16 protein-coding genes are annotated in these 26,949 nt (G+C 65.8%); 8 read left to right on the top strand and 8 right to left on the bottom strand.

What is annotated here, in order from left to right; genetic code table 11:
• Positions 1 to 46: 46 nt before the first annotated feature.
• Positions 47 to 313, top strand: coding sequence for a UBP-type zinc finger domain-containing protein (locus GTP55_RS20415; RefSeq protein ID WP_161046690.1), 267 nt, complete (start codon positions 47 to 49; stop codon positions 311 to 313).
• A 1-nt stretch (position 314) separates the two neighbouring features.
• On the opposite strand, the gene GTP55_RS20410 is transcribed toward GTP55_RS20415, so the two are convergent.
• Positions 315 to 1,796, bottom strand: a complete 1,482-nt coding sequence (locus tag GTP55_RS20410; protein ID WP_202423801.1) for an MFS transporter — start codon at positions 1,794 to 1,796, stop codon at positions 315 to 317.
• Between the two features lie 71 nt (positions 1,797 to 1,867).
• Here GTP55_RS20410 and GTP55_RS20405 point away from each other — a divergent pair, with 71 nt between their 5' ends.
• Positions 1,868 to 4,258, top strand: coding sequence for a glycoside hydrolase family 127 protein (locus tag GTP55_RS20405; RefSeq protein ID WP_229258077.1), 2,391 nt, complete (start codon positions 1,868 to 1,870; stop codon positions 4,256 to 4,258).
• Here the strand turns inward: GTP55_RS20405 and GTP55_RS20400 are convergent.
• The 4 genes from GTP55_RS20400 to GTP55_RS20385 form a co-directional block, all read right to left on the bottom strand.
• The gene (locus tag GTP55_RS20400) at positions 4,245 to 6,260 is read right to left on the bottom strand and encodes an AsmA family protein (RefSeq protein ID WP_161046689.1); all 2,016 of its coding nucleotides are present in this window, start codon (positions 6,258 to 6,260) and stop codon (positions 4,245 to 4,247) included. The two genes, GTP55_RS20405 and GTP55_RS20400, sit on opposite strands and share 14 nt — an antisense overlap.
• Before the next feature lie 56 nt (positions 6,261 to 6,316).
• The gene (locus GTP55_RS20395) at positions 6,317 to 10,834 is read right to left on the bottom strand and encodes a DEAD/DEAH box helicase (RefSeq protein WP_161046688.1); all 4,518 of its coding nucleotides are present in this window, start codon (positions 10,832 to 10,834) and stop codon (positions 6,317 to 6,319) included.
• A 106-nt stretch (positions 10,835 to 10,940) separates the two neighbouring features.
• A complete protein-coding gene (locus GTP55_RS20390) occupies positions 10,941 to 11,906 on the bottom strand; it encodes a GlxA family transcriptional regulator (RefSeq protein WP_161046687.1) in 966 nt (321 codons plus the stop codon).
• A complete protein-coding gene (locus GTP55_RS20385; RefSeq protein ID WP_161046686.1) occupies positions 11,903 to 12,889 on the bottom strand; it encodes an SLAC1 family transporter in 987 nt (328 codons plus the stop codon). Before GTP55_RS20385 ends, GTP55_RS20390 begins: the two co-directional genes overlap by 4 nt.
• Positions 12,890 to 13,105: 216 nt before the next feature.
• On the opposite strand from GTP55_RS20385, the gene GTP55_RS20380 reads away from it, so the two are divergent.
• Both GTP55_RS20380 and GTP55_RS20375 read left to right on the top strand, forming a co-directional pair.
• Entirely contained in the window at positions 13,106 to 14,200 is a 1,095-nt protein-coding gene (locus GTP55_RS20380) for an alkene reductase (RefSeq protein WP_161046685.1), read from the top strand.
• 2 nt (positions 14,201 to 14,202) lie between these two features.
• Positions 14,203 to 15,087, top strand: coding sequence for a LysR family transcriptional regulator (locus GTP55_RS20375; protein ID WP_161046684.1), 885 nt, complete (start codon positions 14,203 to 14,205; stop codon positions 15,085 to 15,087).
• Here the strand turns inward: GTP55_RS20375 and GTP55_RS20370 are convergent.
• The 3 genes from GTP55_RS20370 to GTP55_RS20360 are packed head-to-tail and all read right to left on the bottom strand — an operon-like array spanning position 15,076 to position 19,027.
• Positions 15,076 to 17,304 (bottom strand): xanthine dehydrogenase family protein molybdopterin-binding subunit, encoded by a 2,229-nt coding sequence (locus tag GTP55_RS20370; protein ID WP_161046683.1) that lies wholly within the window; start codon positions 17,302 to 17,304, stop codon positions 15,076 to 15,078. The two genes, GTP55_RS20375 and GTP55_RS20370, sit on opposite strands and share 12 nt — an antisense overlap.
• A complete protein-coding gene (locus GTP55_RS20365; RefSeq protein WP_161046682.1) occupies positions 17,301 to 17,762 on the bottom strand; it encodes a (2Fe-2S)-binding protein in 462 nt (153 codons plus the stop codon). Before GTP55_RS20365 ends, GTP55_RS20370 begins: the two co-directional genes overlap by 4 nt.
• Positions 17,759 to 19,027 carry a c-type cytochrome gene (locus tag GTP55_RS20360; RefSeq protein WP_161046681.1) on the bottom strand — a complete coding sequence of 423 codons (1,269 nt, stop codon included), beginning with the start codon at positions 19,025 to 19,027 and terminating at the stop codon, positions 17,759 to 17,761. The genes GTP55_RS20365 and GTP55_RS20360 overlap by 4 nt, the downstream gene beginning before the upstream one ends.
• A gap of 164 nt (positions 19,028 to 19,191) precedes the next feature.
• Between GTP55_RS20360 and GTP55_RS20355 the strand changes: the two genes are divergently transcribed.
• The 4 genes from GTP55_RS20355 to GTP55_RS20340 all read left to right on the top strand — a co-directional run bounded on the left by GTP55_RS20355 (position 19,192) and on the right by GTP55_RS20340 (position 26,928).
• A complete protein-coding gene (locus GTP55_RS20355) occupies positions 19,192 to 20,784 on the top strand; it encodes a methyl-accepting chemotaxis protein (protein WP_161046680.1) in 1,593 nt (530 codons plus the stop codon).
• A 148-nt stretch (positions 20,785 to 20,932) separates the two neighbouring features.
• Positions 20,933 to 23,683, top strand: coding sequence for a bifunctional diguanylate cyclase/phosphodiesterase (locus GTP55_RS20350; protein ID WP_229258076.1), 2,751 nt, complete (start codon positions 20,933 to 20,935; stop codon positions 23,681 to 23,683).
• Between the two features lie 12 nt (positions 23,684 to 23,695).
• A complete protein-coding gene (locus tag GTP55_RS20345; protein ID WP_161046679.1) occupies positions 23,696 to 26,011 on the top strand; it encodes an FdhF/YdeP family oxidoreductase in 2,316 nt (771 codons plus the stop codon).
• Positions 26,008 to 26,928 carry a bestrophin family protein gene (locus tag GTP55_RS20340; RefSeq protein WP_161046678.1) on the top strand — a complete coding sequence of 307 codons (921 nt, stop codon included), beginning with the start codon at positions 26,008 to 26,010 and terminating at the stop codon, positions 26,926 to 26,928. The genes GTP55_RS20345 and GTP55_RS20340 overlap by 4 nt, the downstream gene beginning before the upstream one ends.
• Positions 26,929 to 26,949 lie beyond the last annotated feature (21 nt).

The following is a 26,949-nucleotide window of genomic DNA, read 5'->3' as shown; positions in this document are numbered from 1 at the left end:
TCGCCTTAACGCGGTAGACTGGCGGTTTTACAATCCGGAGGCCGCGATGAGCGATCAGTGCCAGCACTTCAACCAGATCCACACCCACCACGCCAACACCAGCGGCTGCGAAGAATGCCTGAAGAGCGGCGACCAGTGGGTGCACCTGCGCGTCTGCCTGACCTGCGGTCACGTGGGCTGCTGCGACCAGTCGAAGAACCGTCACGCAACCAAGCATTTCAACACCACCGGCCACCCGATCATGCGCTCCGGCGAACGTGGCGAGACCTGGGGCTGGTGCTATATCGACCGCGAGATGTTCGATCCGATTTGAGTTATGCGCTGATCCAGCGCCAGGCGCAGCCTGCGCTGGCCAGTGCGGTGACGGCGCAGGCCAATGCCGCTACGTGGAAGGCGTCGAGCAGGGCGGCGCCTTGCGCGCCGAGCACCGCCGCCAGCAGCGCGGTGGTGAACAAGCCGCCGGCACGCGCCACGGCGCTGTTGAAGCCGGAAGCGACGCCGCTGTGTGCGGCGTCCACCGAAGACAGCACGGCGGTGGTCAGCGGCGCCACGGCGACCGCCATACCGATGGCGATCACCAGCATCGCCGGCAGTGTGGTGGTCCAATAGCTGCCGCCACCGATGCGCATGGCCAGCATGAAGCCGGCGGCGACGATGATCGGGCCTGCCGTCAGCGGCAGGCGCGCTCCGAGCTTGCCTGCCAGCCTGCCCATGGTGGAGGAAGCGAGTGCAATCACCACCGGCAGCGGCAACAGCGCGGCGCCGGCTTCGCTGGCCGAATAGTGGTCGTATTCGATCAGGACGAACGGCAGCACCAGCAGCAGCGCACCGAGCGCGCCGTACAACAGGAACGTCATCAGATTGAGGCCGCTGAAGCTGTGCGAACGGAACAGCGATAGCGGCAGCATGGCGCTGTCGCCGGCGCGCTGCTCGACGCGCAGGAACAGCAGCATCAGCACCGCGCCGATGACGATGCCCAGGCCGGGTTGCCAGTGCAGCCCGGCGCCGCTGGTCGCCACCGTCAGACCCCAGGTGAGCGCCGCCAGGCCGATGCTGGCCGTGGCCGCGCCGGCGATGTCCAGGGTCGCGGCGGGCGTTTCACCCGTTGGCGCATCGGCGCGCAGGTAGCGCAAGGCCAGCACGATGGTCGCTGCGGCCAGCGGCAGGTTGATAAAGAAGATTGCGCGCCATCCGGTGACGTCGGCCAGCCAGCCGCCGATCAAAGGGCCGATGGCGCCCGCCGCCGCGCCGACGGCGGCCCAGATGCCGATTGCCCGCCCACGCGCCTCGCCTTCAAAGTGCGTGCCGAGAATCGCCAGGCTGTTGGGCATCAGCAGCGCTGCGCCGGCGCCCTGGACGATGCGTCCGGCCACCAGCAAGCTCGCCGTCGGCGCCAGCGCGCACCAGGCCGACGCCAGCGCGAACAAGGCGACGCCCAACACCAGGATGCGGCGCCTGCCGAAACGGTCGCCGGCCGCGCCGCCCAGCAGCAACAGGGCGCTGAGCGGCAGCAGGTAGCCGTTGATAATCCATGACAGCACACCGCCGTCGGCGTTCAGGCTGCGGCCGATCGCCGGCAGGCCGACATTGACCACCGAGCCGTCGATGAACGCCAGGCTGGAAGCCAGGATGGTAGTCGCCAGCACGATGCGCGGGTGGTCGGCGCCGTCCGATGCGGCGGTTGGGGCAGCGGCGGCAATGGCGCGGTCGCAGCCCTGATGCGGCACGGCGCTCATGGCGCTCCTTGCCCGCTGGTCGTGGCCAATCGGCATTGTGCGGAATTCGTCATTTTTCATGCTCCTGTCACGCAAGACGGGTGAGAAGGGACGCGGTACATTATCGGCATACTAATCTATTCAGGATTTCCATGCGCGCCTTGTCGTCCTTCCATCATCGCCGCCTGGTGCTGCGCGGCGCCGCCGGCCTGGGGCTGGTCCCCGGATTGAGCGCCGCCGGCGCGGCCACCGTTGCTAGCGGATCAGCCGCCGCTGCCTCCAGCGTGCCGGCCACCGCCCAGGCGCTGCCGCTATCGTCGGTGCGTCTGCTGCCTTCCGCGTACGCGGACGCAGTACAGGCCAACCAGGCCTACTTGCTGCGCCTGAGCGCCGACCGCTTCCTGCATAACTATCACCTGTTCGCCAGCTTGCCGGTCAAGGGCGCCATCTACGGCGGCTGGGAGTCCGACACCATCGCCGGCGAAGGACTGGGTCACTATCTGTCCGCACTGTCGCTGATGTATGCGCAAACCGGCACGCCGGCACTGAAGCCCCGCGTCGACTACATCGTCGCCGAACTGGCGCGCGTGCAGCAGGCGCACGGCGACGGCTACGCGGCCGGCTTTATGCGCAAACGCAAAGACGGCACAGTCGTCGACGGCAAGGAGATCTTCCCCGAAATTATGCGCGGCGAGATTCGCTCGGCGGGCTTTGACCTGAACGGCTGCTGGGTGCCGCTGTATAACTGGCACAAAGTTTTTGCCGGCCTGTTCGATGCGCAGACCTATGCCGGCAACGACCAGGCGCTGCAAGTGGCATTGGGCCTGGCCGGTTACATCGACAGGGTATTCGCAGCACTGAATGACGAGCAGGTGCAGCAGGTGCTGGGCTGCGAACATGGCGGCATTAACGAAAGCTTCGCCGAGCTGTATGCGCGCACGCAGGACAAGCGCTGGCTGGCGCTGGCGCAGCGGCTGTATCACACCAAGGTGCTGCTGCCGCTGACGCAAGGCCGCGACGAACTGGCCAACCTGCATTCCAATACGCAGATCCCGAAACTGATCGGCCTCGCGCGCCTGCACGAACTGACCGGCCGCCAGAGCGACGCCAATGCGGTGGACTTCTTCTGGAAGCGCGTGACGCAGCATCACAGCTACGTCATCGGTGGCAATGGCGACCGCGAGTACTTCTCGGCGCCGGACACCATTGCCGCCCACATCACCGAGCAGACCTGCGAAGCCTGCTGCAGCTACAACATGCTGAAGATGACGCGTCATCTGTACAGCTGGGCGCCGGATGCCGCCTATTTCGACTACTACGAACGCACGCACCTCAACCACATCCTGGCGCACCAGAATCCGCGCACCGGCATGTTCACGTATATGACGCCGCTGACGTCCGGCGTGGCGCGCGAATACTCCAGCGAGGAGAACGACTTCTGGTGCTGCGTATTGTCCGGCATGGAGAGCCACGCCAAGCATGGTGATTCGATCTACTGGGAGAATGGCGACACGCTGTTCGTCAACCTCTACATTCCGTCGACGGTGGAGTGGAAGGCTGGCGCTGCGCAACTGGAACTGACCACGCGTTATCCGTATGAAGGCGATATCGATCTGAAGGTGCGCCGGCTGGCGGGAAAGAGCACATTTACTGTCGCGCTGCGCATTCCGGCATGGGCCACGCAGCATACGTTGCTGGTCAACGGCAAGCCGCACAAGGCGCGGCAAGACAAGGGCTATGTGCTGATCCGCCGCGGCTGGCGCGCGGGCGACACGGTGCGTCTGGCGTTGCCGCTGGATCTGCGCCTGGAATCCACCGCCGGCAACGACCATGTGGTGGCGCTGCTCCGAGGCCCCATGGTGCTGGCGGCCGATCTTGGGGCGGCCGACAAACCGTTCGACGGACTGGCGCCGGCGCTGGTCGGCGCCAACATTCTCGGTTCGTTCGCGCCATCGGACAAGAGCAAGGCTTTGTACCGCAGCGTCGCCAGCGGCCGGCCGGGAGACATGAAGTTTGCGCCGTTCTTCTCGCAGTACGAGCGGCGCGCGGCGGTGTACTTCAATGCGTACACGGAGTCGGAATGGGCGGCGTCGGAAGTCGCTTTCCGCAAGGAGGAGGCGCGCCTCAAGGATTTGGCTGCACGATCCGTGGATGTGATGCACCTCGGCGAGATGCAACCGGAGCGCGATCATGACCTGCAATCGGATATCTCATATCCGGTGTCGTACCGCGGCCGCAATGGCAGGGACGCACGTACCGGCGGCTACTTCAGCTTCCGCATGAAGTGCACGACTGGTCCGCTGGTGCTGCAAGCGAGCTACTGGGGCGAGGAACGCAACCGCGATTTCTACATAAGCGTGGACGGCGAACGGATCGCCCGCGTCAAGCTGGATGGCAGCCATCCGGGTGTATTCGTCGATGAGGAGTATCCGGTGCCGGAGCGCCTCACCAGCGACAAGAGCAGCGTGGTGGTGCGCTTCGACCCCGAACCAGGTCACACGGCGGGGCCGGTGTTCGGCGTGCGGCTGTTTACTTCTTCTTGATCGGCTGGGTCTTCGCCTCGTTGCGGGTCTTGTTGGCTTGCGCCAGCAGGGCGCCGCAGTCCACCGAATCGACCTTGCCGGGATTGATCAGCGGGATGACGGCCGCCAGCGGATTGACGATGCTGGCCAGCGCCACGGCGGCGCCGGCCTTGAGCGCCAGCGGACCTTTTTGCGGACCCACGTCCGGATTGGTAAAGGTGCCCCGGGCGTACAGCGGCGTGCGCAGCGAGATGATGCGTACGCCCTTGGTTTGCGGACGCACGTCCAGGTCCAGCGTCTCTTTGGCCAGGTCCACATTGCCGGTGACGTTGATGACGGCTTCCTGCGTATCGACCACGAAGCGGCGCGCATCCGCCTTGCCATGTTCCACCACGAAGTCGCCGGCCAGGCAGTTCAACTGAACCTGGCGGTCGCCGAATAGTTTAACGAACACCAGGTTGGCGACGTTCAGGCCTGCGGCCTCCAGGATGAATTTGCTGACCGAGCCTTCGCTGACGGTGGCGCCCAATTCGCCGCTGGATGTGGCCAGCATGGAGGAAACGGAATTGCCTTTGCCGGCCAACGCGGCGTCGGCGCTGACTTCACCGACGCTGGCCTTCATCGATTCCAGTTTCGGGAACAGCTGGTTGATCTTCAGGTGGCGCGCCGCCATGCGGATATCGGCGTCGATCACTTTCTGGCGGCCATCCAGTTTGATGTTGGAGCTGATGTCGCCGCCGGCCATGCCGAAGTTGAGCGGTGTGAGCGTCAGCACTTTGTTGTTCATCTTGATGTGCGCCTGGATGTCGTTCAGCGGAATGTCGTGCGTGCGTATCAGCTTTTTGCCGTTGAATTTGACGTCGGCATCCAATGCATCCCATTTGGCGGTGTTGAACTGCTCCACCGGCAGCGCTTTGTCGTCAGGCTGGTTTTTCGCTTTACCGCGACTGGCTTTGCTCTGGTTGCTCTCCGCGCCGATGGTCGGGCCCAGGTCTTCCAATCGCAGTTGGCGCGAGGTGATTTCGCCGGTCAGCATCGGGCGTGGTTTGCGCGGGCTGTAGGCCAGCGTGCCTTCCAGATCACTGCCGCCGACGGTGCCGGTGAAGTTCTTGTAGGTCCAGTTCCAGATGGCGCCGGATTTTTTACCGATCAAACGACCGGTGGTGGCGTAGGGCGGCGTTTCCGGCAGCAGCACGCCGGTCAGCGGGTACAGGTCGGCCATGCTGGCGCCGCCCAGCGACAGTTTCAGGTCAAGGCCAGCCGGCGCGCGCGGGTCGGTCAGCATGCCTTCGACGGCGATTTTGTTTTTACCCAGGTTGGCGTTGGCCTGCACGGGGAATTGCGTGTGTTCGTCGGTCAGCGCGAGTACCTTGCCGACTTTGCCGCCGCCGGTCACCGGGGCGTTGCGGTAGCTGCCGCTGAGGTCAAACTTGATGCCGTATTTTTGCGCGTTGGCGCCTTCATTGATGCCGCTGGCCTTGGCGCGCAGATCGAGCTTGATGCCGTCGTCGAGGTAGCGCAGGGCGCCGTCGCCCAGCGTCAGGCGCTGGATATCGACGTCCCACTCGGATGGGCCGTTATCCTTGAAGGTCCAGGTATTGCTGCCGTCGGCGCGACGCTGCGCAGCCAGCGTGATCTTGTCGACTGCCAGGTCGGTGATGACGACTTCCTTGTGCAACAGCGGCAGCGGATGGATGGCCACCACGATGCTGCCGGCGCTGGCCAATTTGGGACCAGTGCTGGTCCAGTCGGGATTGGCGACGTAGACGTCATTGGCGCTGATGCGCGGACGCGGCACGTAGCGCCGCCAGCCATGTTCGGCAGCGTCGCCTTGTTCCCAGTGCACGCGCAGGTCGCCGTTGATGGCGAATTCACGGCCGATGCTGTCCGATACGCGGTGGTTGATCCAGGGCCGCGCGCGGTTCCAGTCGAAGGTCAGCACGAAGATGACGATCGCCACCAGCACCAGCAGGAGCGTGATGAGCAGGCCAGCGAATATTTTAAGTGGACGCGATTTTTTCATGACTACCGATGCTACGCCTCCAACGGCGCCGCTTATGTGCGGTACGCCACAATAGGCTAAATGCTGGCTTGTTTGCCGACCAGCCAGGTGTGCAGCAGTTCGCGGTCGATGGCGTCTGGCGGGTAGTGGAATTTGCCGGCGACCTGGGTGGCGACCGGCACGCCGTCGCGAAACAGCAGGCGGTTGCCGGCCAGCGCCGGGACTTTGTCGCCGGGCAGCAGGGTGCCGCACAGGTTGAGCGGGTCGACGGCGGAAATGCAGACGTAGCTGCCGTCGTGCGGCCGGCGACGCATTTCGCGCAGCAGGGGAATGGCTTCCGGCAGGGCGAATTGTTCACCCGAGAGGCCGGCCACGAAACGGCCGCCGCGGATTTCTCCGCGCGCTTCCAGGCGATGGTAGATGGGCAGCAGCTCGCGCCAGCTGGGCATCCATCCGGCTTCGCGCTCCAGAAGGCGCCAGAACATCACGCCGTAGCGGCGCAGCAGCGTCATGGCGATGTGTTCCAGCGTTTCCGGATCGGTGCGCGGCTTGCGCCCGGGTGGCGCGGGCCGAGCGGCCGGCAGCGCAATTGCCTGCGGGGCCGTGGCCAGCGGCATCTGCGCGCTGGCGGCGGTGGCTGTCGGGGAGTGGATGCTGTCTTCATCGCTGCTGGCGGTGGGGATAGCCGTTTCGATTGCACGCACCGTGATGACGAGGTTGTCGCCACGGCGAACCAGTGCCCAGCGGCCGGCTTCTTCCATCGTCGGTCCGGCGCCCCGGCGGCGACGCTTGTCGTTGCTGGCGCGCTTGTTGGCCGGCACCAGCATGGCACGCAGGCCGGCATAGCTGTCGGCGTTGACCAGGCCTGTGGCCACCAGCTCGCCCAGCGTATTCTCCAGTTCCACCGGCAGCAAGCGGGCGTCGTGCGACAGCTCGTCGAAGAACATCGCGCCGTCGCGTCGCAGCGCTTCCAGCACGCGGGCGGCGCGGGGTGAGACTTCCACCTGGCCGGCTACGGCGGGCAGCGCATGCCACAGCGCCAGTTGGCGGCGCGGCAGCAGCACCAGCGGCGTGCTGCGTACCGGACCACCGACGGCGCTGGAAGGTGCACCGACCCGCGTCCAGACGATTTTGCCGGCGCGGCACAAATCGTCCAGCCACAGCGACGAGTAGTCCTGCACGCGCAGGGCCAGCAGATCGCTTTCCCAGGCGCCGGCGGCGGCTTCGTAGCCTTCCAGTTGCGCCAGCGCTTGCGGCAAGGCGTCCGGGCCTTTGAGTTGCGCGTCTGGCGTCAGGTGCTGCCATTCGAACAGGAAGCGCATGAAGTCCTGGCGCTCCACCGGCTCGATCTCGCGTCGCAGACGCTTGATGGTGTAGCGGTGGATGCGTGCCAGCAGATGGCGTTCGCACCATTCCTCGACCGCAGTACCGGGTGTGAAGCGGCCGCGCATGACGTAGCCTTCGGTTTCCAGTTGCGTCAGCGCGATGGTGACGGTGGAGGCGGTGAGCCCGAGCGGCGCTGCGATCGCGGCCACCGTCTGCGGTCCGGTGCCGCCCAGCCGCGCGCGCAGAATCTCCACCAGCGCCGCGTCGCGCGTCCATTCCTCTGCCGCAGCCAGCGCCCCGAAGCGCAAGGCAAGCGCATCCCCAGCGCTCTGCGCCTCGCCAGCGACCAGCGGCGTGGCGTCGGCTGCCGGATAGGCTGCGCTCAGGCAGGGCAGCCGCTCCCGCGCGACCCACAGATCGGCGCCGCTGGCGTCGTCGCGCAGGCGCGTGGCGCGGCCGGTGGCGGCGAGGCCGTCCAGCCATGCCGGCCAGCCTTCTGCGCGCGCCGCCTCGTCCTGCGTCACACATGCCAGCGACATCAGCGCTTCATGCATTTCATCGCTATTGCGCACGGATGGCCAGGCTTCCTCCGCCACCGCCGCAATCGCCCCGGCGTCCAGCGCGCCCAGATCATCGGTGGACGCCGGATCGGTCCAGCGCCGGTTGATCACCGCCTGCGCGCGCCGTTCCTCCAGCGGCGCATCGTCCAGAAACGCATACGGCCGCGCATTCAGAATCTCCATCGCCAGCGGCGACGGCGCCGGCAGATCGCGTGACAGCAGGCGCACTTCGCCAGCCTCCATGCGCCGCAACAGCGCCAGCCATCCTTCGCTGTCCATCGCCTCATGCAGACAATCGTCCAGCGTCTGATCCACCAGCGGATGACTTGGCAGCTCGCGCTCGCCGACGATATTCTCCAGGCACGCCGCCTGATCGGGGAACACTGCCGCCAGCAAATCGTCGCTTTTCATGCGCATCAGCTGCGGCGCCACCTTGCGGCCGCCGGCAAAGCGCGGCAAGGCCAGCGAGGTGGTCGCGTTCCAGCGCCACCGCACATTGAACAGCGGCGCATCCAGCAATGCCTGAATCAGAATATGCTCGGCCGTAGTGGAACGCAGGTAGCGCCACACCTCATCCAGCGGAAAGCTATGGCTCTCGGACAGCGACAGCACAATCGCGTCCTCGGTGGCCGCCGCCTGTAACTCGAAGTTGAAGGTGCGGCAGAAGCGCTTGCGCAGCGCCAGTCCCCAGGCGCGGTTGACACGACTGCCATACGGCGCATGCACTACCAGCTGCATGCCGCCCGATTCATCGAAGAAGCGCTCCATCACCAGCGTCTCGCGCGTGGGCAGGGCGCCCAGCGTGGCACGCGAACGCGCCATGTAGTCGGCGATCTGGCGCGCGGCATCATCGCGCAGGCCGAGGTGCTCGGCCAGCCAGTCGACCACGCGCTCCAGCGCAGCCTCGCCACCGCTGCGATCGGCGCCATCGCCGGCCAGCAACCGGTCAATCTCGCCGCGCAGGCGCGCAACGCCGATCGACAGCTCGTCGGTACGGCCCGGCGCCTCGCCCAGCCAGAACGGAATATTCGGCGCCGCGCCATGGGCATCCTCCACCCGCACTTTGCCGGCCTCAATCCGCTGGATGCGATACGACGTATTCCCAAGCTGGAAAACATCGCCGGCCAGGCTCTCGACCGCAAAGTCCTCATGCACCGTGCCGATATTCTGGCCCTGTGGCTCCAGCAGCACCGTGTAGTCGGCATTGTCCGGGATGGTCCCGCCGGACATCACCGCCGTCATCTTGCCGCCGCGCCGTCCGCGCAACGTGCCGCTCACCGTGTCGCGGTGCAGGTAGGAGCCGCGCACGCCCTGGCGGCTGGTGTAGCCGTCGGTGAGCATGTGCAGCACATCGTCATAACGCTGCCGTTCCAGCTGCGCATACGGCGACGCTTGCCGCAGCAGCGCGAACAGCTCATCCTCGCGCCATTCGCGACAGGCCACTTCCGCCACGATCTGCTGGGCCATCACGTCCAACGGCGCCGGCGGAATACGCAGCGCGTCCAGCTCATTGCGGCGCACGCAGTCCAGCAGCGCCGTGCATTCAATCAGGTCGTCGCGCGAGGTCGGGAACAGCCGGCCCTTGGGCAGTCCGCCGACGTGGTGGCCGGAACGGCCCACGCGTTGCAGGAACGAGGCGATGCTGCGCGGCGAACCAATCTGGCACACCAGGTCCACATCGCCAATGTCGATGCCCAGCTCCAGCGAGGCGGTGGCGATCAGCACCTGCAACTCGCCGCGCTTGAGGCGCTGCTCCGCATCCAGCCGGTATTCCTTGGCCAGGCTGCCATGGTGCGCCGCCACGTGTTCGGCGCCGAGACGGTCGGCCAGGTGACGCGCCATGCGCTCGGCCATGCGCCGCGTGTTGACGAAGACCAGCGTGGTGCGATGCATGACCGTGAGCTCGGCCAGCCGGTCGTAGACCCGTTCCCAGACGTCGTTGGCCATCACCGCCTCCAGCGGCACCGGCGGCAGTTCCAGGTTGAGGTCACGCGCGCGCACATGGCCCACGTCCACCACTGCGCATGGACGCCCGGCGCCGGCCAGGAAGTGAGCCACCGCCGATATCGGCTTCTGCGTGGCGGACAGGCCGACCCGCACCGGCGGCCGCGCGCACAGCGCGTCGAGTCGCTCCAGGCTCAGTGACAGGTGGCTGCCACGCTTGCTGCCGGCCACCGCGTGGATCTCGTCGACGATCACGGTGCGCACGCCGGCCAGCATGGCGCGGCCGCTGTCGGAGCCGAGCAGCACATACAGCGATTCCGGCGTCGACACCAGGATGTGCGGCGCGCGCCGGCGCATGGCGTTGCGTTCGGCCTGGGTAGTGTCGCCGGTGCGCACGGCGGTGCGGATGCCGTGCGGCGGCAGCTCCATCGCCTCCAGTTCGCGGCCGATGCCTTCCAGTGGCGCCAGCAGGTTGACGCGGATATCGTTCGACAGCGCCTTTAGCGGCGACACGTACAGCACCCGCGTCTCATCCGGCAGCGGCGCGGTGCGGCTCTCGCGCACCAGCGCATCGATGGCGGCCAGGAAGGCGGTCAGCGTCTTGCCGGAACCGGTGGGCGCGGCGATCAGCGTGGTGCGGCCGGCCTGGATGTGCGGCCAGGCCTGCCGCTGCGCCTCGGTGGCGCCGGAAAAAGCCGCACCGAACCACGCAGAGACGGCGGGGTGGAAGTGGTACAAGTCGGCGGCTTGCAGGGCTTCGGTCATATCGGTGATGATGGGGGCGTACCAGCGAAAATCAAGCTCGTGACGGCCCCGGCAGCGTCATGGCGAACGTGGAAACATTGTAAACCATGCGTGGCCGCGCCCCGTTTCAGCCATGGCAGACAAGGAAACTGTCGCGGTACTGGTTGGGCGTTACGCCGAAACGCTGCGCAAAAACCAGCCGCATGCGCGCCGGGCTGCCAAAGCCGCAGCGGTAGGCGATGGTCTTCAAAGCCAGTTCGCTGCCTTCCAGCAGATTGCGCGCCGCATCCACGCGGGCGCGCTGGACGAATTCCGCTGGCGTCACGCCCATCTCCTTGACGAACTGGCGCGCGAAGCTGCGCGTGCTCATGCCGGCGACGGCGGACAACTGCTCCACTGATAACGGCTGCGCCAGATTGTCCATCACATGGCGCTGGATGATGGTGGCCAGTGCGTCCGGCGTCGATGCCTCCGACAGATAAGGACTGAATTGCGACTGGCCACCCTGGCGCTGCGCCAGGACCAGCAGCCGCTTGGCTGCTGCCAGGGCGACCGCCTGGCCGTGATCCTCTGCCACCAGCGCCAGTGCCAGGTCGATGCCGGCGGTGACACCGGCCGACGTCACCAGGCGGCCGTCGCGCACGTGGATGCGGTCATGCTCCACCTGCGCCAGCGGGAACTCCACAGCCAGGCGGGCGGCGTCGCTCCAGTGGGTGGTGGCGCGCTTGCCGTCCAGCAGGCCGGCGCGGCCCAGCAGATAGGCGCCGGTGCAGATCGAACCGTAGCGCGGCGCTGTCTGCGCCACTTCGCGCAGCCAGGCCGAGAGCTGCGGATTATCCGCCTGCTGCGCCAGTTGCGGGCCGCCCGCCACCAGCACAATGTCGTAGTCCGTTCCCGCCGCATCCAATGCCAGGTCGTAGCCCAGCTGCTGGCCGTTGGAGGCGCGGATCGGCGACGGCGTGGTGCCGATGGTGACCAGGCGGTAGTGCTGTTGCGGCGGCAGGAATGCGTTGGCTTCGGCGAAAACGTCCATCGGGCCGGAGACGTCCAGCGACTGCACGCCGGGGAACAGCACGAGCGCCAGGGTTTTCAAGATGCTGGCTCCATCACCACCACCGCCACCGGCAGCGGCGCGGCCGGGAAGTAGCTGCCGCGTGCCAGCAGCCGCACCGAACCCCAGGCCACATACAGCACCAGCAGCAGCGTAGCGGCGAAGACGACGCCGGCGACCGTTTGCAGCAGAATGCTGCCTTGGTGTTCCGCCATCAGCATCAGTCCCTGACCGAGCGTGGCGAGGCCGAAAGTGTAGGCCCAGTATCCGGGCGCGAAATCCTGCTGCGCCAACCATGGCATGGCCAGCGCCAGGCCGGCAAACACGAACAGCGCATAGCCGGCCAGCGCGTAAGTGATGGCGGGATTGACGCTGGCGCCGCTCAGTATCTGGTAAGCGACCAGCGCAACCACCGGCGGCGCGCTGTAGATGCCCATGAAATTGCGTGTCTTGTCGGACAGGCCGCCGGTCATCAGCTGGTGGGTGATGGTGGAGTCGAGTATCAGCCACGAAATGCCGCCGGCGCCGAACAGCATCCAGCCGTAGTCGGTATAGCCGAAGATGCCGGCGGCGAGGGCGTTCACCAGGACGCTGGCGGTGTAGGGCAGGTACAGCGGCGGCACGATCTGCGCGGCGTCGCGCTGGCTGCTCCAGTGCGCGGCCATGCGCCATGCGCCGTAGGCGACGTTGGCGGCGGAGCCGATCCAGAACAGCGGCCTGGCGCTGGACAGGGCGTATGGTTGCAGTGCCAGCGCCACCAGGATCAGCGATTCCGGGATCAGCGCCAGGAAAGACGATTGCACCGGGTCGCGCGTTTCGGCGATGGCGGCGGCGCGGTGTGCCATCCATTTGTGCGCGTACAGGGCGCCAAATACCAGGAAGGACAGCACGGCCAGCGCTTGCAGCACTTCGCCGGCCAGCGGCGGCAAAGCCCACAGGTTGTGGGCGAAGCGCCAGGCGTTGCCGGTTTCGGCCAGCCCTAATGTGAGGGCGAAGAATGATGCGGGTAGCAGTCTGGTTTTCATGATGTGGTGGCAGTAAGTGATCGATGTGTCGATTTTAGGCGCTACTGCCAGCGGCATAAATCAGCCAGATGGATCGAATCCTGCCAATGTAGCACTGAATCCGGTCGGCGCTGACTTTTGCGCTTTGCGCAAAGGTGTTGATGAGCCGCGCTGTCTTATCACCGCGCGGTGCAGGCGGTACAGTGGCTCATCTACTACCCACCCGGAGTCATTATCATGAACCAGCTGCTGCAATCGATCCAGATCGGCGACATCGCCTTCAACAACCGCATCGCCATGGCGCCGATCACCCGCGCCCGCGCCGGCGACGATGGCGTGCCGGTCGCGCTCAATGCCGAATACTATGCGCAGCGCGCCACGGCGGGGCTGATCATCACCGAAGCCACCAACGTGTCGCCCAATTCGGCCGCCTTCGAACTGGCGCCGGCCATCTACAACGACGCGCAGGTGGCCGGCTGGCGCCTCGTCACCGAGCAGGTACATGCGGCCGGCGGCAAGATGTTCATGCAGCTGTGGCATAGCGGCCGCGTAAGCTCGTATTCACTGCTGAAAGGCGCCGAACCGCTGTCGCCATCGGGCTATAACGACGACCTGGGGTTGTTGCAGGTGTACGGTGCGCTGCGCAACGGCTACTACACCCGCATCTACGCTTCGCCATCGCGCGCCATGACCAATGAAGAGGTGTATGCGGCCGTCGAGGAGTTCCGCGTCGGCGCCGAAAACGCCAAACGCGCCGGGCTGGATGGCGTGGAGATCCACGCCGCCAACGGCTACCTGCCGCAGCAGTTCCTGTCGCCGCTGGTCAATCGCCGCACCGACGAATTTGGCGGCAGCGTGGAAAACCGCGCGCGCTTTCTGCGGCTGGTGATCGAGGCGGTGTTGACGGTGTTCCCGAAACAGCGCATCGGCGTGCGCATCTCGCCTTACGCGGCCTACAACAACGCCACCGATCCGGACGTCGCTGCGACCTACGGCTACGTGGCGCGCATGCTGAATGAATACGGCATCGGCTACATCCATGGCGCCGACACCAACGCATGGGGCGGCGTGGCGGACATGCCGAAGATCCTTGACATCATCCGCAGCAACTACAGCGGCGTGTTGATCGCCAACGCCGGCCTGACGCCGGAAGACGCGCAGCAGCTGGTGGAGCAGGGCAAGGCGGATATGGTGGCGTTTGGCCGCCAGTACGTGTCCAATCCTGACCTGGTGGCGCGGATTGCCGCCGGCGGTCCGTACAACCAGCCGGACCCGTTCTCGTTCTACGGCGGCACCGAGCGCGGTTACACCGACTATCCGACGCTGGGCTGATCATGGACCGATGGCAGGCGATGGAAACGCTGGTCCATGTAGTGGAGGCGGGGTCTTTTTCCGGTGCCGCCCGCCGCCTCGATGTGGGCCAGCCCAGTGTCTCCAAGGTGGTGGCGCAGCTGGAGGCCGATCTCGGCGTCCAGCTGCTGCTGCGCTCCAACCGCGGGCTGACCCCGACCGAGTCGGGGCTGGCCTATTATCGCGGCGCGCGGCGCGCACTGGATGCCGCCGCCGAGGCGGACAGCAGCGCGCGTGGCGCCAGCGCTGGCATGGATGGCAAGCTGGTGGTGACGGCGCCGTTAACGTTCGCGCGGCTGCACGTCATGCCGCATCTGCAGCGCTTCCTCGACCAGCATCCGCAGCTGACGCTGGATGTGGTGCTGGACGACCGCAATATCGATTTGCTGGAAGGCGGCATCGATGTGGCGCTGCGTCTCGGCGCCCTGAGCGATTCGGCCATGACGGCGCGCCGCATCAGCCGCAGTCCGCGCGCGGTGCTGGCGACGCCAGCGTATCTGGAGCGGCACGGCGTGCCGCTGCATCCGGCGGATCTGGCGCGGCATCAGGCGGTGGTGTATCACCGCGCCGGCGGCGGGCCGACCTGCATGTTCCAGTGCGGCGAGATGCAGGAACCGGTGACGCTGGACGGCCGGCTGCGCGTGTCGGCTGCGGAGGGCGTGCGCGCAGCGGTGCTGGCGGATATGGGTATCGCCATCACCTCGGAATGGATGTTCGGGCCGGAACTGGCCAGCGGCCAGGTGCAGCGCGTGCTGCCTGGATGGACGCTGCCGGCCATGGACCTGTGGGCGGTGTTCCCGTCCGGCCGCAAGGCCAGCGCCAAGGCGCGGGCGTTTGCGGCCTTCGTCGAGGAGTTGTTAGCTCTTTAAGTGCGGTCCGGCCAGCGGCAGGTCGAACCAGCGCTTGCCCGTGGCGTCGGCCAGCGCGTTGCCCAGCGCACCCGCCATCGGCGCCTGCGCCGCTTCGGCCACGCCGAGCAGGGGGGCACCGGGGCGGTCGATCAGGATCACATCGATTTTGTCCGGCACATTCGAGTAACGCATGATCGGATAGCTGGCCCAGTCCACGCTGGTGATGCCTTCCGGCGTGAAGTGCAGCTGTTCGTACAGCGTCCAGCTGGACGATTGCAGGATGCCGCCTTCGATCTGGTTGCGGATGCCGTCCGGGTTGACCCCCTGGCCGCAATCCACCGCCGCCGTCACGCGTACGATGTGCACCGCGCCGGTGCTGCGCTCGACGCGGATCTCCACCGCCAGCGCCACATACGCCATGATGTTCTTGTACTGGCCGAAGGCAAAGCCGAAGCCATGATCGCGACGGCGCTGGCGCTGGTTCCAGCCGAACTGTTTGGCGGCGCGTTCGATGACGTCGCGCGCGCGCGGGTCGTCCAGGTGGCGCAGGCGGAATTCCACCGGATCGGCATGGGCCGCTGTCGCCAGTTCGTCCATCATGCCTTCAATCGCGAAGATGTTGATATGCGCGCCCAGCGAACGCATGGCGGAGCTGCGCAGCGGCGTCACCGGCAGGAAGTGGTTGATGATCTTCGCCTGCGGCAGCGTGTACAGCGGGATGGCGTTGCGGTCGCCGCCACCTTCGGGCATCGGCATCGGCTGCGACGGACTCGGTATGAAAGCCTTGGCCAGCAGTTGCGCCGGTATCAGTTTGCCGGCATTGCCGGGACGTTCATTGTGCGAGCCGCTCCACAATTCGTACTGCCAGTCGCAGATTTTGCCGCTGGCGTCCAGTGATGCCGCCAGCTGGGTGCTCATCGCCGGCGCATAGGGTTCCCACTGGTTTTCCTGGTCGCGCATCAGTTGCACGCGCACCGGACGGTCGGGCATGACGCGCGCCAGCAGCGCTGCATCGGCCGCGACGTCGTCGGCGCCATTCTGGCCATAGCAGCCGGCGCTTTCGGTGTGGATGCAGCGGACGTCGTCCATTTTCATCGACAGCATCTCGGCCAGCGCACCGCGCAGCGGGTAGACGCCTTGTGTGTGCGTCCACACCGTCATGGCGCCTTGCTCAAGCAACGCCACCGAACACGAAGGGCCGATGGAACCATGCAGCACGTACTGTTTGGTGTAGCGGCGCTTCAGCGTCAGCACCGGTTTGACGCCGGCGCCGTGTCTGTCGTCGATGACGATATCCTGCGACGGCAGCGCGCGCAGCGTGGCGTGGATGTTGTCCGGCGATGGCAGCGCCGGTCCGCGCTGCCATTTGGCGCTGGCCGACAGTGCGCGCATGGCTTGTATCGCCTGCCATTCGCCGCCGGCGATGACGGCCAGGTAGTTGCCATCCACGTGCACCTTCAGCACACCCGGCATGCGCGCCACGGCGGCGGTATCGGCCGACAGCAGCTTCGCGCCGTAGGCCGGCGGACGCACCACGCGTGCGTGCACCATGCCTGGCGGACGCATGTCCTGCACATAGGCGGCGCCGCCGGTCAGCTTGGCGGGAATGTCCACGCGCGGCAGCGAATGACCGATCAGCGTGTAGTCCTTGACGTTCTTCAGCGGCGATTTGACTTGCGCCGAACGGTGCAGGTCGACGCCGCGCACCGCTTCGCCGTAATGCATGCTGCGGCCATCAGGGGCAGTCACCTTGCCGTTGCTGGTCTTGAGCGTTTCCGGAGCGAGCTTGAACTGGGCGGCCGCGCCTTGCACCACCAGCGCGCGCACCTGCGCGGCGGCGTTCAGCAGCGCGGTGCCGCTGTCGGCCATGGTGTGGCTGCCGGCGGTGAAACCTTCGTTCGGCGTCAGGCTGGTGTCGCCGGTGATGAAGTTGACGGCGGCCGGCGCCACATCCAGCTGTTCGGCCGCCACTTGCAGCAGGGCGGTGCGCACGCCGGTGCCCAGTTCCACCTTGCCGGTGAAGACCGTGACTTTGCCGTCCGGCGCGATCTTGATCCAGGCGTCCAGCATCGGCGTGCGTTGCAGGCTGCCCGCCAGGTCCTTGTTGGCGATCGGCGGTACGCCCATGCCGTTGAATTCCGCCAGTGCGCGGCGCGGCAGCATGGTAAAGCCCAGCACCAGCGCGCCGGCGCTGAGGATGGTGCGGCGGCGCAGGTCGATGATGTCGTCGCTCATGCCTTGGCTCCTTGTGCTACGTCCTTGATGGCGGCGATGATGCGCATATGGGTGCCGCAACGGCAAAGGTTGGGCTCCATGTGGGTGCGGATCTGTGCCTCGGTCGGATGTGGATTTTGTTCCAGCAGCGCTTGCGCGCGCATCACCATGCCGGCGATGCAATAACCGCACTGCGCCGCCTGGTGCTTGATGAACGAGGCCTGCAGCTGGCCCGGCTTCTCGGCAGTGCCCAGGCCTTCGATGGTGCGCACCTGGCGGCCTTCGCACGCAGTCACCGGCGTCACACAGCTGAATACCGGCTGCCCATCAAGCATCACGGTGCAGGCGCCGCACTGGCCCATGCCGCAGCCGAATTTGGCGCCGTTCAGTTCCAGCTGGTTGCGCAGCGCGTACAGCAGCGGCGTCGAGGGATCGATGTCCAGCGTATGGCGGACGCCATTCACAATCAGAGTGCTCATTGTTGGTTCTCCTTGCGGATCTTGGTGGTGCGCTGCTCAACGTCGGACCATGCCGGACGCTTGCCGATGTCAGCGCGGACGTAGGCGGCGATGCTGGCGATCTGCGCGTCGGTCAGCACGGCGGCGAACGGTGGCATGAAGGTGCTTGGCTCAGGATGTACCCATGGCACGCCATTGAGCACGATTTGTATCAGGTTGTCCGGCTTGTCGCCGGTGACGGCGCTGCTCAGGGCCAGCGATGGACGGCCGCCGGTCGCCATCATCGGCGCCGCCGTGCCATGACAGCTGGCGCAGGCGCCGGCGAACAGGATAGCGCCTTGCTGGACGCGGGCGACGTCGGTGCTGGCGTTGCCGGCGGCTGGTGCGGCTTTGGTGGCCGGCTTTTGCAGCGACATGATGTAGGTGGCGATGGCGTTGGTGTCGGCCTCCGGCACTTGCGACAGGCTGTGCGCCACTGGGCCCATCGGCCCGGCGGCGGCGCCGTGTTCCGGCGACCAGCCATGGCGCAGATAGTGCGCCAATTGTTCGCGGTTCCATGGCTTGGGCGTTTGCAGCAGCGCGGTCAGCGCCGGCGCATCCCAGCCGTCGATATTGCCGCCGCTGAAGGCGGGGCTGCGTTCGCCGCCGATCGGGTCCAGCGTGCTATGGCACGATGCACAGTGGCCGGCGCCGTCCACCAGGTAGCGGCCACGGTTCCATTCGACGCTTTGCTGTGGATCGTCTGCCTGCGGACCGGGACGCAGGTACAGCAGGTTCCAGCCTGCCAGCATGGGGCGGAAGCGCAACGGCAGCAGCAGGTCGTTGTCCGGCGCGCGGGAGACCACCGGCGTGCGCGTCATCAGATAGGCGTAGGCGTCGCTGATATCGGCGCTGGACATGCGCGTGTAGTGAATGTAAGGGAAGGCAGGGTAGAGCAGGTGGCCGTCGCGCGCCACGCCATGCCGCAGCGCGCGCGTGAACGCGGCCAGCGACCAGTTGCCGATGCCGGTGGCGGGATCGGGCGTGATGTTGGTGGTGTAGATGGTGCCGAACGGGGTACGCAAGGGCAGGCTGCCTGCATAAGGCGCACCGCCGGCGGCGGTGTGGCAGACCATGCAATCCCCTTGGGCGACGACACGGGCGCCGCGCGCGATGCTGTCGCTGGTGAAGTTATTCGGCGCGGGCGGCTGAATGGGCGCGATGGCCGGCTGGAACATCCATGCCGCCGCCGCTGCGGCGCCGACCACCAGCACGCCGCCGATCCAGATCCAGGTTTTTGTCTTCATGAGGGCTCCCTTTTGGTCCATGCTGCCACTTTGCCATCGGCGCCGCGGATTGGTAACTCGCCATATGGCATGGTGACTATTCCGAGACAGCATGGCTGGACCGATTGTAATTAATCGATTGATCAATTATAGTCTATTGACCGATCATCCCGTTGGAGAACTTCATGCTCACCCTGACCTTCAAGCAGAAACTGTGGTTGCCGCTGATCTGCAGCTTGTTATGCCTGACCGCCGTGGCGGTCGTCGACGCGCTGCAATTACGCACTACGCGCTTTGAGGAACGCCAGCAGGCGCTGACGGATATGAACGATGCGGCGCTCAATGTCGTGCGCCGCTATGCGGCGGAAGCCAGTGACGGCAAGGCCGACCTGGCCGGCGCCCAGCGGCGCGCCATGGCGACGCTGGACAGCATGCGCTATGGAACCGACAGCTACGTGTCGCTGATCAGCGCGGGCGGCACGATTTTACAAAACCCCGGCAATCCCGCCTCGAACGGCAAGAACATGCTGGACTTCCGCGATGCCGACGGCGTCTACATCTTCCGCGAATTCGCCCGCATCGCCGGCACCGCCGAGGGCAGCGGCTTTGTGAAATTTCTGTGGCAGCGTCCCGGCCAGAAGGACGCCACGCCCAAGCTGGCGCGCATCAGCAGCTACAAGCCGTGGGGCTGGGTGTTCCTGACCGGCGTGTACACCGACGATATCGAGGCGGACTTCCATCGCTCGCTGATGATGTCCGCGCTTGGTCTGCTGGCTGCGGGCACGGTGCTGTTGCTGGTGTCCGGGGCGGTTAACCGCAGTCTGAGCCGGGCGCTGGGCGGGGCGCCGGAATATGCGGTGGCGGTGGCCAATCGCATCGCCACCAATGACTTGAGCAAGCCGGTGGTGCTGAGCGACGGCGACGACAGCAGTCTGCTGCACGCGATGCACACCATGCAGCACAACCTGGTCGGCACCATCGGCGAGATACGCGGCAGCGCCGAGACCATCGCCACGGCGTCGAGCCAGATCGCGGTCGGCAACTTGGATCTGTCGGCGCGCACCGAGACCCAGGCCAGTTCGCTGGAAGAGACGGCGGCGTCGATGGAACAGCTGACCGCCGCCGTGCGCCAGAATGCGGAGAACGCGCACCAGGCCAATGAACTGGTGCAGACCACGGCGCAGGTGGCGCAGCAGGGCGGACAGGTGATCGGCCGCGTGATCCAGACCATGGGCGATATCAACGACGCTTCCAGCCGCGTGGTCGACATCATCGGCGTCATCGACGGTATCGCCTTCCAGACCAATATCCTGGCGCTGAACGCCGCCGTGGAGGCAGCGCGGGCCGGCGATCAGGGGCGCGGCTTTGCGGTGGTGGCCACCGAAGTGCGCAACCTGGCGCAGCGCAGCGCGGCTGCCGCGCGCGAGGTGAAGCAGCTGATCGACAACTCGGTGGCCAGCATCGCCGCCGGCCAGACCCTGGTGGAGCAAGCCGGCAGCACCATGGCGCAGGTGGTGAGCAGCGTGTCGCGCGTGACGCAGATCATGGCGGCCATCAGCGATGCCTCGCGTGAGCAGAGCACCGGCATCGGCCATGTCAACCAGGCGATGACGGAAATGGATGCGGTGACGCAGCAGAATGCGGCGCTGGTGGAGCAGGCCGCAGCGGCGGCAGGCAGCATGCAGGAACAGGCCAGCTACCTGACCGGTTGCGTCGGCGTGTTCCGCCTGGCGCAGGGCGACGCCGACGTGCGCCGGCCGCTGTTGTCCCTGAACTGACGGGAGGGGAGAGCCTATCCCGCGCGGCCAGATGCTCGGTCACTTGCGCCGCTTGACCTAAACCTTGGTATGAGTACGTATACGAAGGTGCAATTTCAATCAATCCTCCCTGATTTTATATTGAGTCATGCTCAATCAGGGAGGAAGTATGTTCGTCCAACGTTACAAGAAGTTTTCCGGCGTGCGGAGCGGCGCCGTCGAATGGCTGATGCTGGCCTTCGTGCTGGCGCTCAGCGGCTTGTTGATTACCTATTTCGTCTGGAATGAGCGCGGCCTCCTGCTGACCTCCAATATCGAGCGGATGCGCCTGCAGACGCTGATCATCGACGAAAACCTGAGTCACCAGCTGGAAGGCGTGCGCAGCGCGCTCGACAGCGTGCGCGATGCCTTGCGTGGTGGCGGCAACTGCACCGCCGATTGCCGCCGCACGCTGCTGCAATCGCTCAAGCGCGCCATGCCCGGCGTGCGCGCACTGCTGGTGCTGGACCGCAAAGGCGAGATCGTGATGTCCGACGACGACCTGCGCGACCGCCGCCTGGATGACCAGAACTACACCAGCCGCGTCGAGCATATGCGCGATCCGGACACGCTGTATCTGTCGCAGCCTTACGAAAATACGCCCGGCGTCTTCAACATCAAGCTGTCGATGGCGCTGGTAGGGCCGGACGGCAGGAACAACGGCGCTGTCAGCGCCATCCTCAACCCCGAATATTTTGACGCCGTGATGCGCTCGGCGCTGTATGCGCCGGACATGAACAGCGCCATCACCGAAGACAGCGGCCGCCGCATCCTGTTTGTGCCGGCCGATCCCGCCGCCATGCGCAATGCCGGCGCCGCCCCCGATCCGTTCTTTGTGCGTCACCAGAACAGCCATCGCTCGGAAACCGTGTTCGATGGCGTGACCGCCAGCGGCGAGCAGCGATTGGTGGTCCAGCGCACCATGTTGCTGCGCGGCCTTGGACTGGACAAGACGCTGGTGGTGAGCCTGGGCCGCAACCAGGCCCTGGTGGCCGCCGGCTGGCATAGCATGGCCTGGACCTGTGGCGTTGCGTGGCTGGTGTTCGGTGTGACCGCCAGCGGCGGCTTGATCCTGGTGCAGCGCCGCCGGCAGGTGCTGGAAGACCTGGCCGAGGCGCGCGAGGAAGAGCAGGCCGCCGCCGCAGAGAAGATCGAACTGGCGCTCAACGGCGCCAATCTGGGGCTGTGGGAATGGCATATGGTAAACGATCGCCGCACGGTGGACGGGCGCGCCGCCGCCATGCTGGGCTACACCGAGGAAGAGCTGAACGTGGGCGTTGTCGATTGGCGCGGCATGGTCAAGAACGACGACATCCCCGGTATCGAGGCGGCGTTAGCCGCCCACCTGGCCGACGGCTCACGCTCGTTCGAGGCCGAATACCGCATGCGCCACCGGGCCGGCCACTGGATCTGGGTGCAGAGCCGGGGGCGGGTGGTGGAGCGCGCCGCCGACGGCAAGCCGCTGCGCATGCTGGGCACGCGCATGGACATCAGCGCGCGCAAGCTGGCGGAGGCCGAGATTGCCCACCTGGCCTTCTACGACGGCCTGACCAATCTGCCCAACCGCCGCCTGCTGCTGGACCGGCTGCACCATGCCATCGCCAAGGCCACACGCAGCAGCCTGCACGGCGCGGTGCTGTTTGTCGATCTGGATAACTTCAAATCCCTGAACGACACCCTGGGCCACGACATGGGCGACCGCTTGCTGGAGATGGTGGCGTTCCGCCTGGGCGAAGTGACCCGCGAAACCGATACCGTGGCGCGGCTGGGCGGCGACGAATTCGTCATCCTGCTGGAAGACCTGGGCCAGGATCAACAGCAGGCCATGGGCAATGCCGCCGCCGTCGCCGGCAAGGTGCTCGATTCGCTGAGCCGCTGCTATCTGCTGGAGGGCCACGAAGTGCGCAGCACGCCGAGTATCGGCGTGGTGCTGTTCGGCGCCGAGCATCACACCATCAACGACTTGCTGCGCCAGGCCGACATGGCGATGTATGAAGCCAAGGCGGCCGGCCGCGCCACCTTCCGCTTCTTCGATCCGCATATGCAGGTGGCGCTGGACGCTTCCGCCACGCTGGAAGCGGACCTGCGTTACGCCTTGCAGCGCGACGAATTGCGGCTGTATTACCAGCCGGTGGTGGACACCGGCGGCCGCGTCACCGGGGTGGAAGCGCTGCTGCGCTGGCAGCATCCGCAACGCGGCCTGATCGGCCCCGGCGAATTCATTCCGCAAGCCGAGAAGTCCGGCCTGATCGTCGAACTGGGCGACTGGGTGCTGGAAGCGGCCTGCCGCCAGCTGGTGTGCTGGGCGACGGCGGCCGACAGCGCGCACCTGACCATGGCGGTCAACGTCAGCGCGCGCCAGTTCCGCCAGCCGGCGTTTGTCGACCAGGTGCTGGCGGTGCTGGAGCGCACCGGCGCCGATCCGCGTCTGCTCAAACTGGAACTGACCGAAAGCATGCTGCTGGCCGACATGGATGACGTGATCGCAAAGATGACAACCTTGAAAGCCCACGGCGTCGGCTTTGCGCTGGACGATTTCGGCACCGGCTATTCATCGCTGAGCTATCTGAAGCTGCTGCCGATCGATCAGCTGAAAATCGACCGTTCGTTCGTGCACGACATGCTGCATACCCGCCACGCCTCCAGCATTGTGCGCGCCATCATCACGCTGGCGTACAGCATGGACCTGGCGGTGGTGGCGGAAGGCGTGGAGACGCGCGAGCAGTGGTCGGCGCTGGAAGCCTTTGGCTGCAACGCTTTCCAGGGCTACCTGTTCGGACGCGCCGTGCCGCTGGGGGAGCTCGCTGTACTCCCCGAGGCGGGGGTGTTCTGTGCTCCTTCCCGGAAGCTGGCTGACGCTATGCTGGACACGTCAATCTAAGGAGCATTCATCATGGCCGAGCAAGAAGAAAAAACGGGACACATCGCACCCTATCAGCACGCCGCCGCCGGCTGGGGCGCGTTGAAGTATGTGGCGATAAACCTGATCAAGGAGCGCGTGAGCGGCGTCAATTACAAGTCGCTGTTCGCGCAGAACCAGCCGGATGGCTTTGATTGCCCCGGTTGCGCATGGCCGGACCGTGAGCATTCTTCCACCTTTGAATTCTGCGAGAACGGCGTCAAGGCGGTGGCGGCGGAATCGACCAGCAAGCGCGTGACGCCGGATTTCTTTGCCGCGCATACGGTTGCCGAACTGCTGCAGCAATCGGATTATGAGCTGGAACAGCATGGCCGCCTGACGCATCCCATGGTTTACGACCCGGCCAGCGACAAGTACGCGCCGATTGCGTGGGACGATGCCTTCCGCCTGATCGCCGACGAACTGAATGCGCTGGATGACCCCAACCAGGCAGCGTTTTATACCTCCGGCCGCGCCAGTAACGAGGCGGCCTTTCTGTACCAGCTGTTTGTGCGCGCCTTCGGCACCAACAACTTCCCGGACTGCTCCAATATGTGTCACGAGGCCACCAGCCGCGGCTTGCCCGGCACCGTCGGCATTGGCAAGGGGACAGTGACGCTGGACGATTTCGAACACGCCGACACGCTGCTGATCTTCGGCCAGAATCCGGCCACCAATCACCCGCGCATGCTGGGCGAATTGCGCGAATGCGCCAGGCGCGGCGCCACCATCGTCTCCATCAATCCGCTGCGCGAGCGTGGGCTGGAGCGGTTTACCAGTCCGCAGCATCCGCTGGAGATGCTGACCATGTCCAGCACGCCGATCAGCTCGCTGTTCGTGCAGCCCAAGCTGAGCGGTGACCTGGCGCTGATCAAGGCCCTGGCCAAGCGTCTGCTGGAACTGGACGACCGGGCGGTATTGATCGGCACGAAGCGCCTGATTGATCTCGATTTCATCGCCCAGCACACCACCGGCTTCCAGGAATTTGCGCGTGATCTGCGCGCCGAAAAATGGCCGCTGCTGGTGGCGGAATCCGGCGTGTCGCGCGAGCAGATTGACCAGCTGGCGGAGATCTACGCGCGCGGCGAACGCGTGATCGCCACCTGGGGCATGGGCCTGACCCAGCATAAAAATTCGGTGGCGACGATCCAGATGCTGTCCAACCTGATGCTCATGCGCGGCAATATCGGCCGCCAGGGCGCCGGTCTGTGCCCGGTGCGCGGCCACTCCAATGTGCAGGGCGACCGCACCGTGGGCATCGAGGAACAGCCAACCACCGCCTTCCTCGACCGCATGGAACGCGTATTCGGCTTCGTGCCGCCGCGCCAGCATGGGCTGGACGTGGTGGCCACCATCGGCGCCATGGCGGAGGGGAAGGTCAAGGTGTTCGTGGGCCTGGGCGGCAACTTCGCCATGGCCACGCCGGACACGCCGCTGACCTTCAAGGCGCTGCAATCGTGCGCGTTGACGGCGCATGTGGCCACCAAGCTCAATCGCAGCCATTTGATCCACGGCCGCAAGGCGCTGATCCTGCCGACGCTGGGCCGTACCGAGATCGATGCGCAGAATGGCGTGCCGCAAGGCGTGACGGTGGAAGACTCGATGAGCATGGTGCACATTTCGTTTGGCCTGAACAAGCCGGCGGCGCCGGACCTGCTGTCGGAAATCGCCATCGTCTCGCGCATGGCGCAGGCCACGCTGGGCGAGCGCTATCAGCTGAAGTGGAAGGCCTACCGCAACGACTATGCGCTGATCCGCGACGATATCGAAAAAGTGTTCGACGATTTTTACGACTACAACGCGCGCGTGGCCAGGCCGGGCGGCTTCCACCTCAAGGTGGCTTCGCGCGAGCGCGAATGGCATACCACCAGCGGCAAGGCGCAATTCGTGACACACGGGATTGAACTGGACACGCCGATCCACCGCGCGCGCGCCAGGCACGGCGAAAAGTTGATGGTGATGATGACCACCCGCTCGCACGACCAGTACAACACCACCATCTATGCAATGGATGACCGCTATCGGGGTGTGTTCGGCATGCGCCGGGTGATCTTCATCAACCAGGCCGACATCGACATGCTGGGCATGAAGGCCGGCGACTGGGTGGATGTGCAGAGCGTGTGGGACGACGGCATCGAGCGCCGCGCCGCTGGCTTTATGCTGGTGGCCTACGATATCCCGCGCGGCTGCATCGGCGCCTACTACCCGGAGACCAATCCGCTGGTGCCGCTGGCCAGCGTGGCCGATGGGGCCGGCACGCCGACCTCCAAATCGATTCCGGTCTTGTTGACGGCAGCGGCGGCATCATGATCATCCGTCCGCCAGCCAACTGGTTGCGGATGCTGTTCATCTGGGATGGCTCCGTACTCAAATCCATCGTGCCGCAGCTGCTGATCATCCTGGCCATCAGCGGGGTGGCGGTCATCACCCATGGCCACATCATGGGCGGCAAGATGCCGCTCGATACCGTGCCTTTCCCGCTGATCGGCGTTAGCCTGGCGATCTTCCTGGCGTTCCGCAACAATGCCGCCTATGCGCGCTATGTCGAAGCGCGCCAGATCTGGGGCCGCATCCTGATCGCGGCGCGGGCACTTACGTCGCAAGTGGTCAACTACCTGCCGCAGGACGGCGATGGCTTCGAGCGCAAGCTGTTCGTGCAGCGCCTGATCGCCTTCGTCTACGCACTCACGCACCAGCTGCGCAAGACCGATCCCGGGGCAGACCTGGCGCGCTATCTTTCGCCGCAGGAGTGCCAGGAATTGAGTGGCATGCATTATATTCCGGTGGCGCTGCTGGACCGCATCCGCCTGATGCTGTCGCGCGCCGGCCGCAAACGCGGCGAGGGCGAACCGCTGCTGTGGCTACTGGACGCCCAGGTCAGCGAGTTGGCGGCCGCCGTCGGCGGTTGCGAGCGCATCTCGAATACGCCGATTCCGTTCGCCTACGGCGTGCTGGTGCACCGGACCGTGTATCTGTACTGCTTCATGCTGCCGTTTGGGCTGGTGGCGGACCTGGGCATGGCGACGCCGCTGGTATGCGTGTTCGTGGCCTACACGCTGTTTGCGCTGGAAGCGATCGCGCAGGAGATTTCGGAGCCGTTCGGCACCGATCCCAACTGCCTGGCGCTGAACGCCATGACGCGCAATATCGAACGCTCGCTGCTGGAGCAGTGCGGCGAACAAGTGCCGGATCAAATGGAACCGTGCGATCGCTATAACATCTCCTAGTGAACACCGGCCGCGAGCCAG

The sequence above is a fragment of the Duganella margarita genome (assembly GCF_009857535.1).
Classification (GTDB): Bacteria; Pseudomonadota; Gammaproteobacteria; order Burkholderiales; family Burkholderiaceae_D; genus Rugamonas; species Rugamonas margarita.
This window is presented reverse-complemented; position numbering and strand designations above follow the sequence as displayed.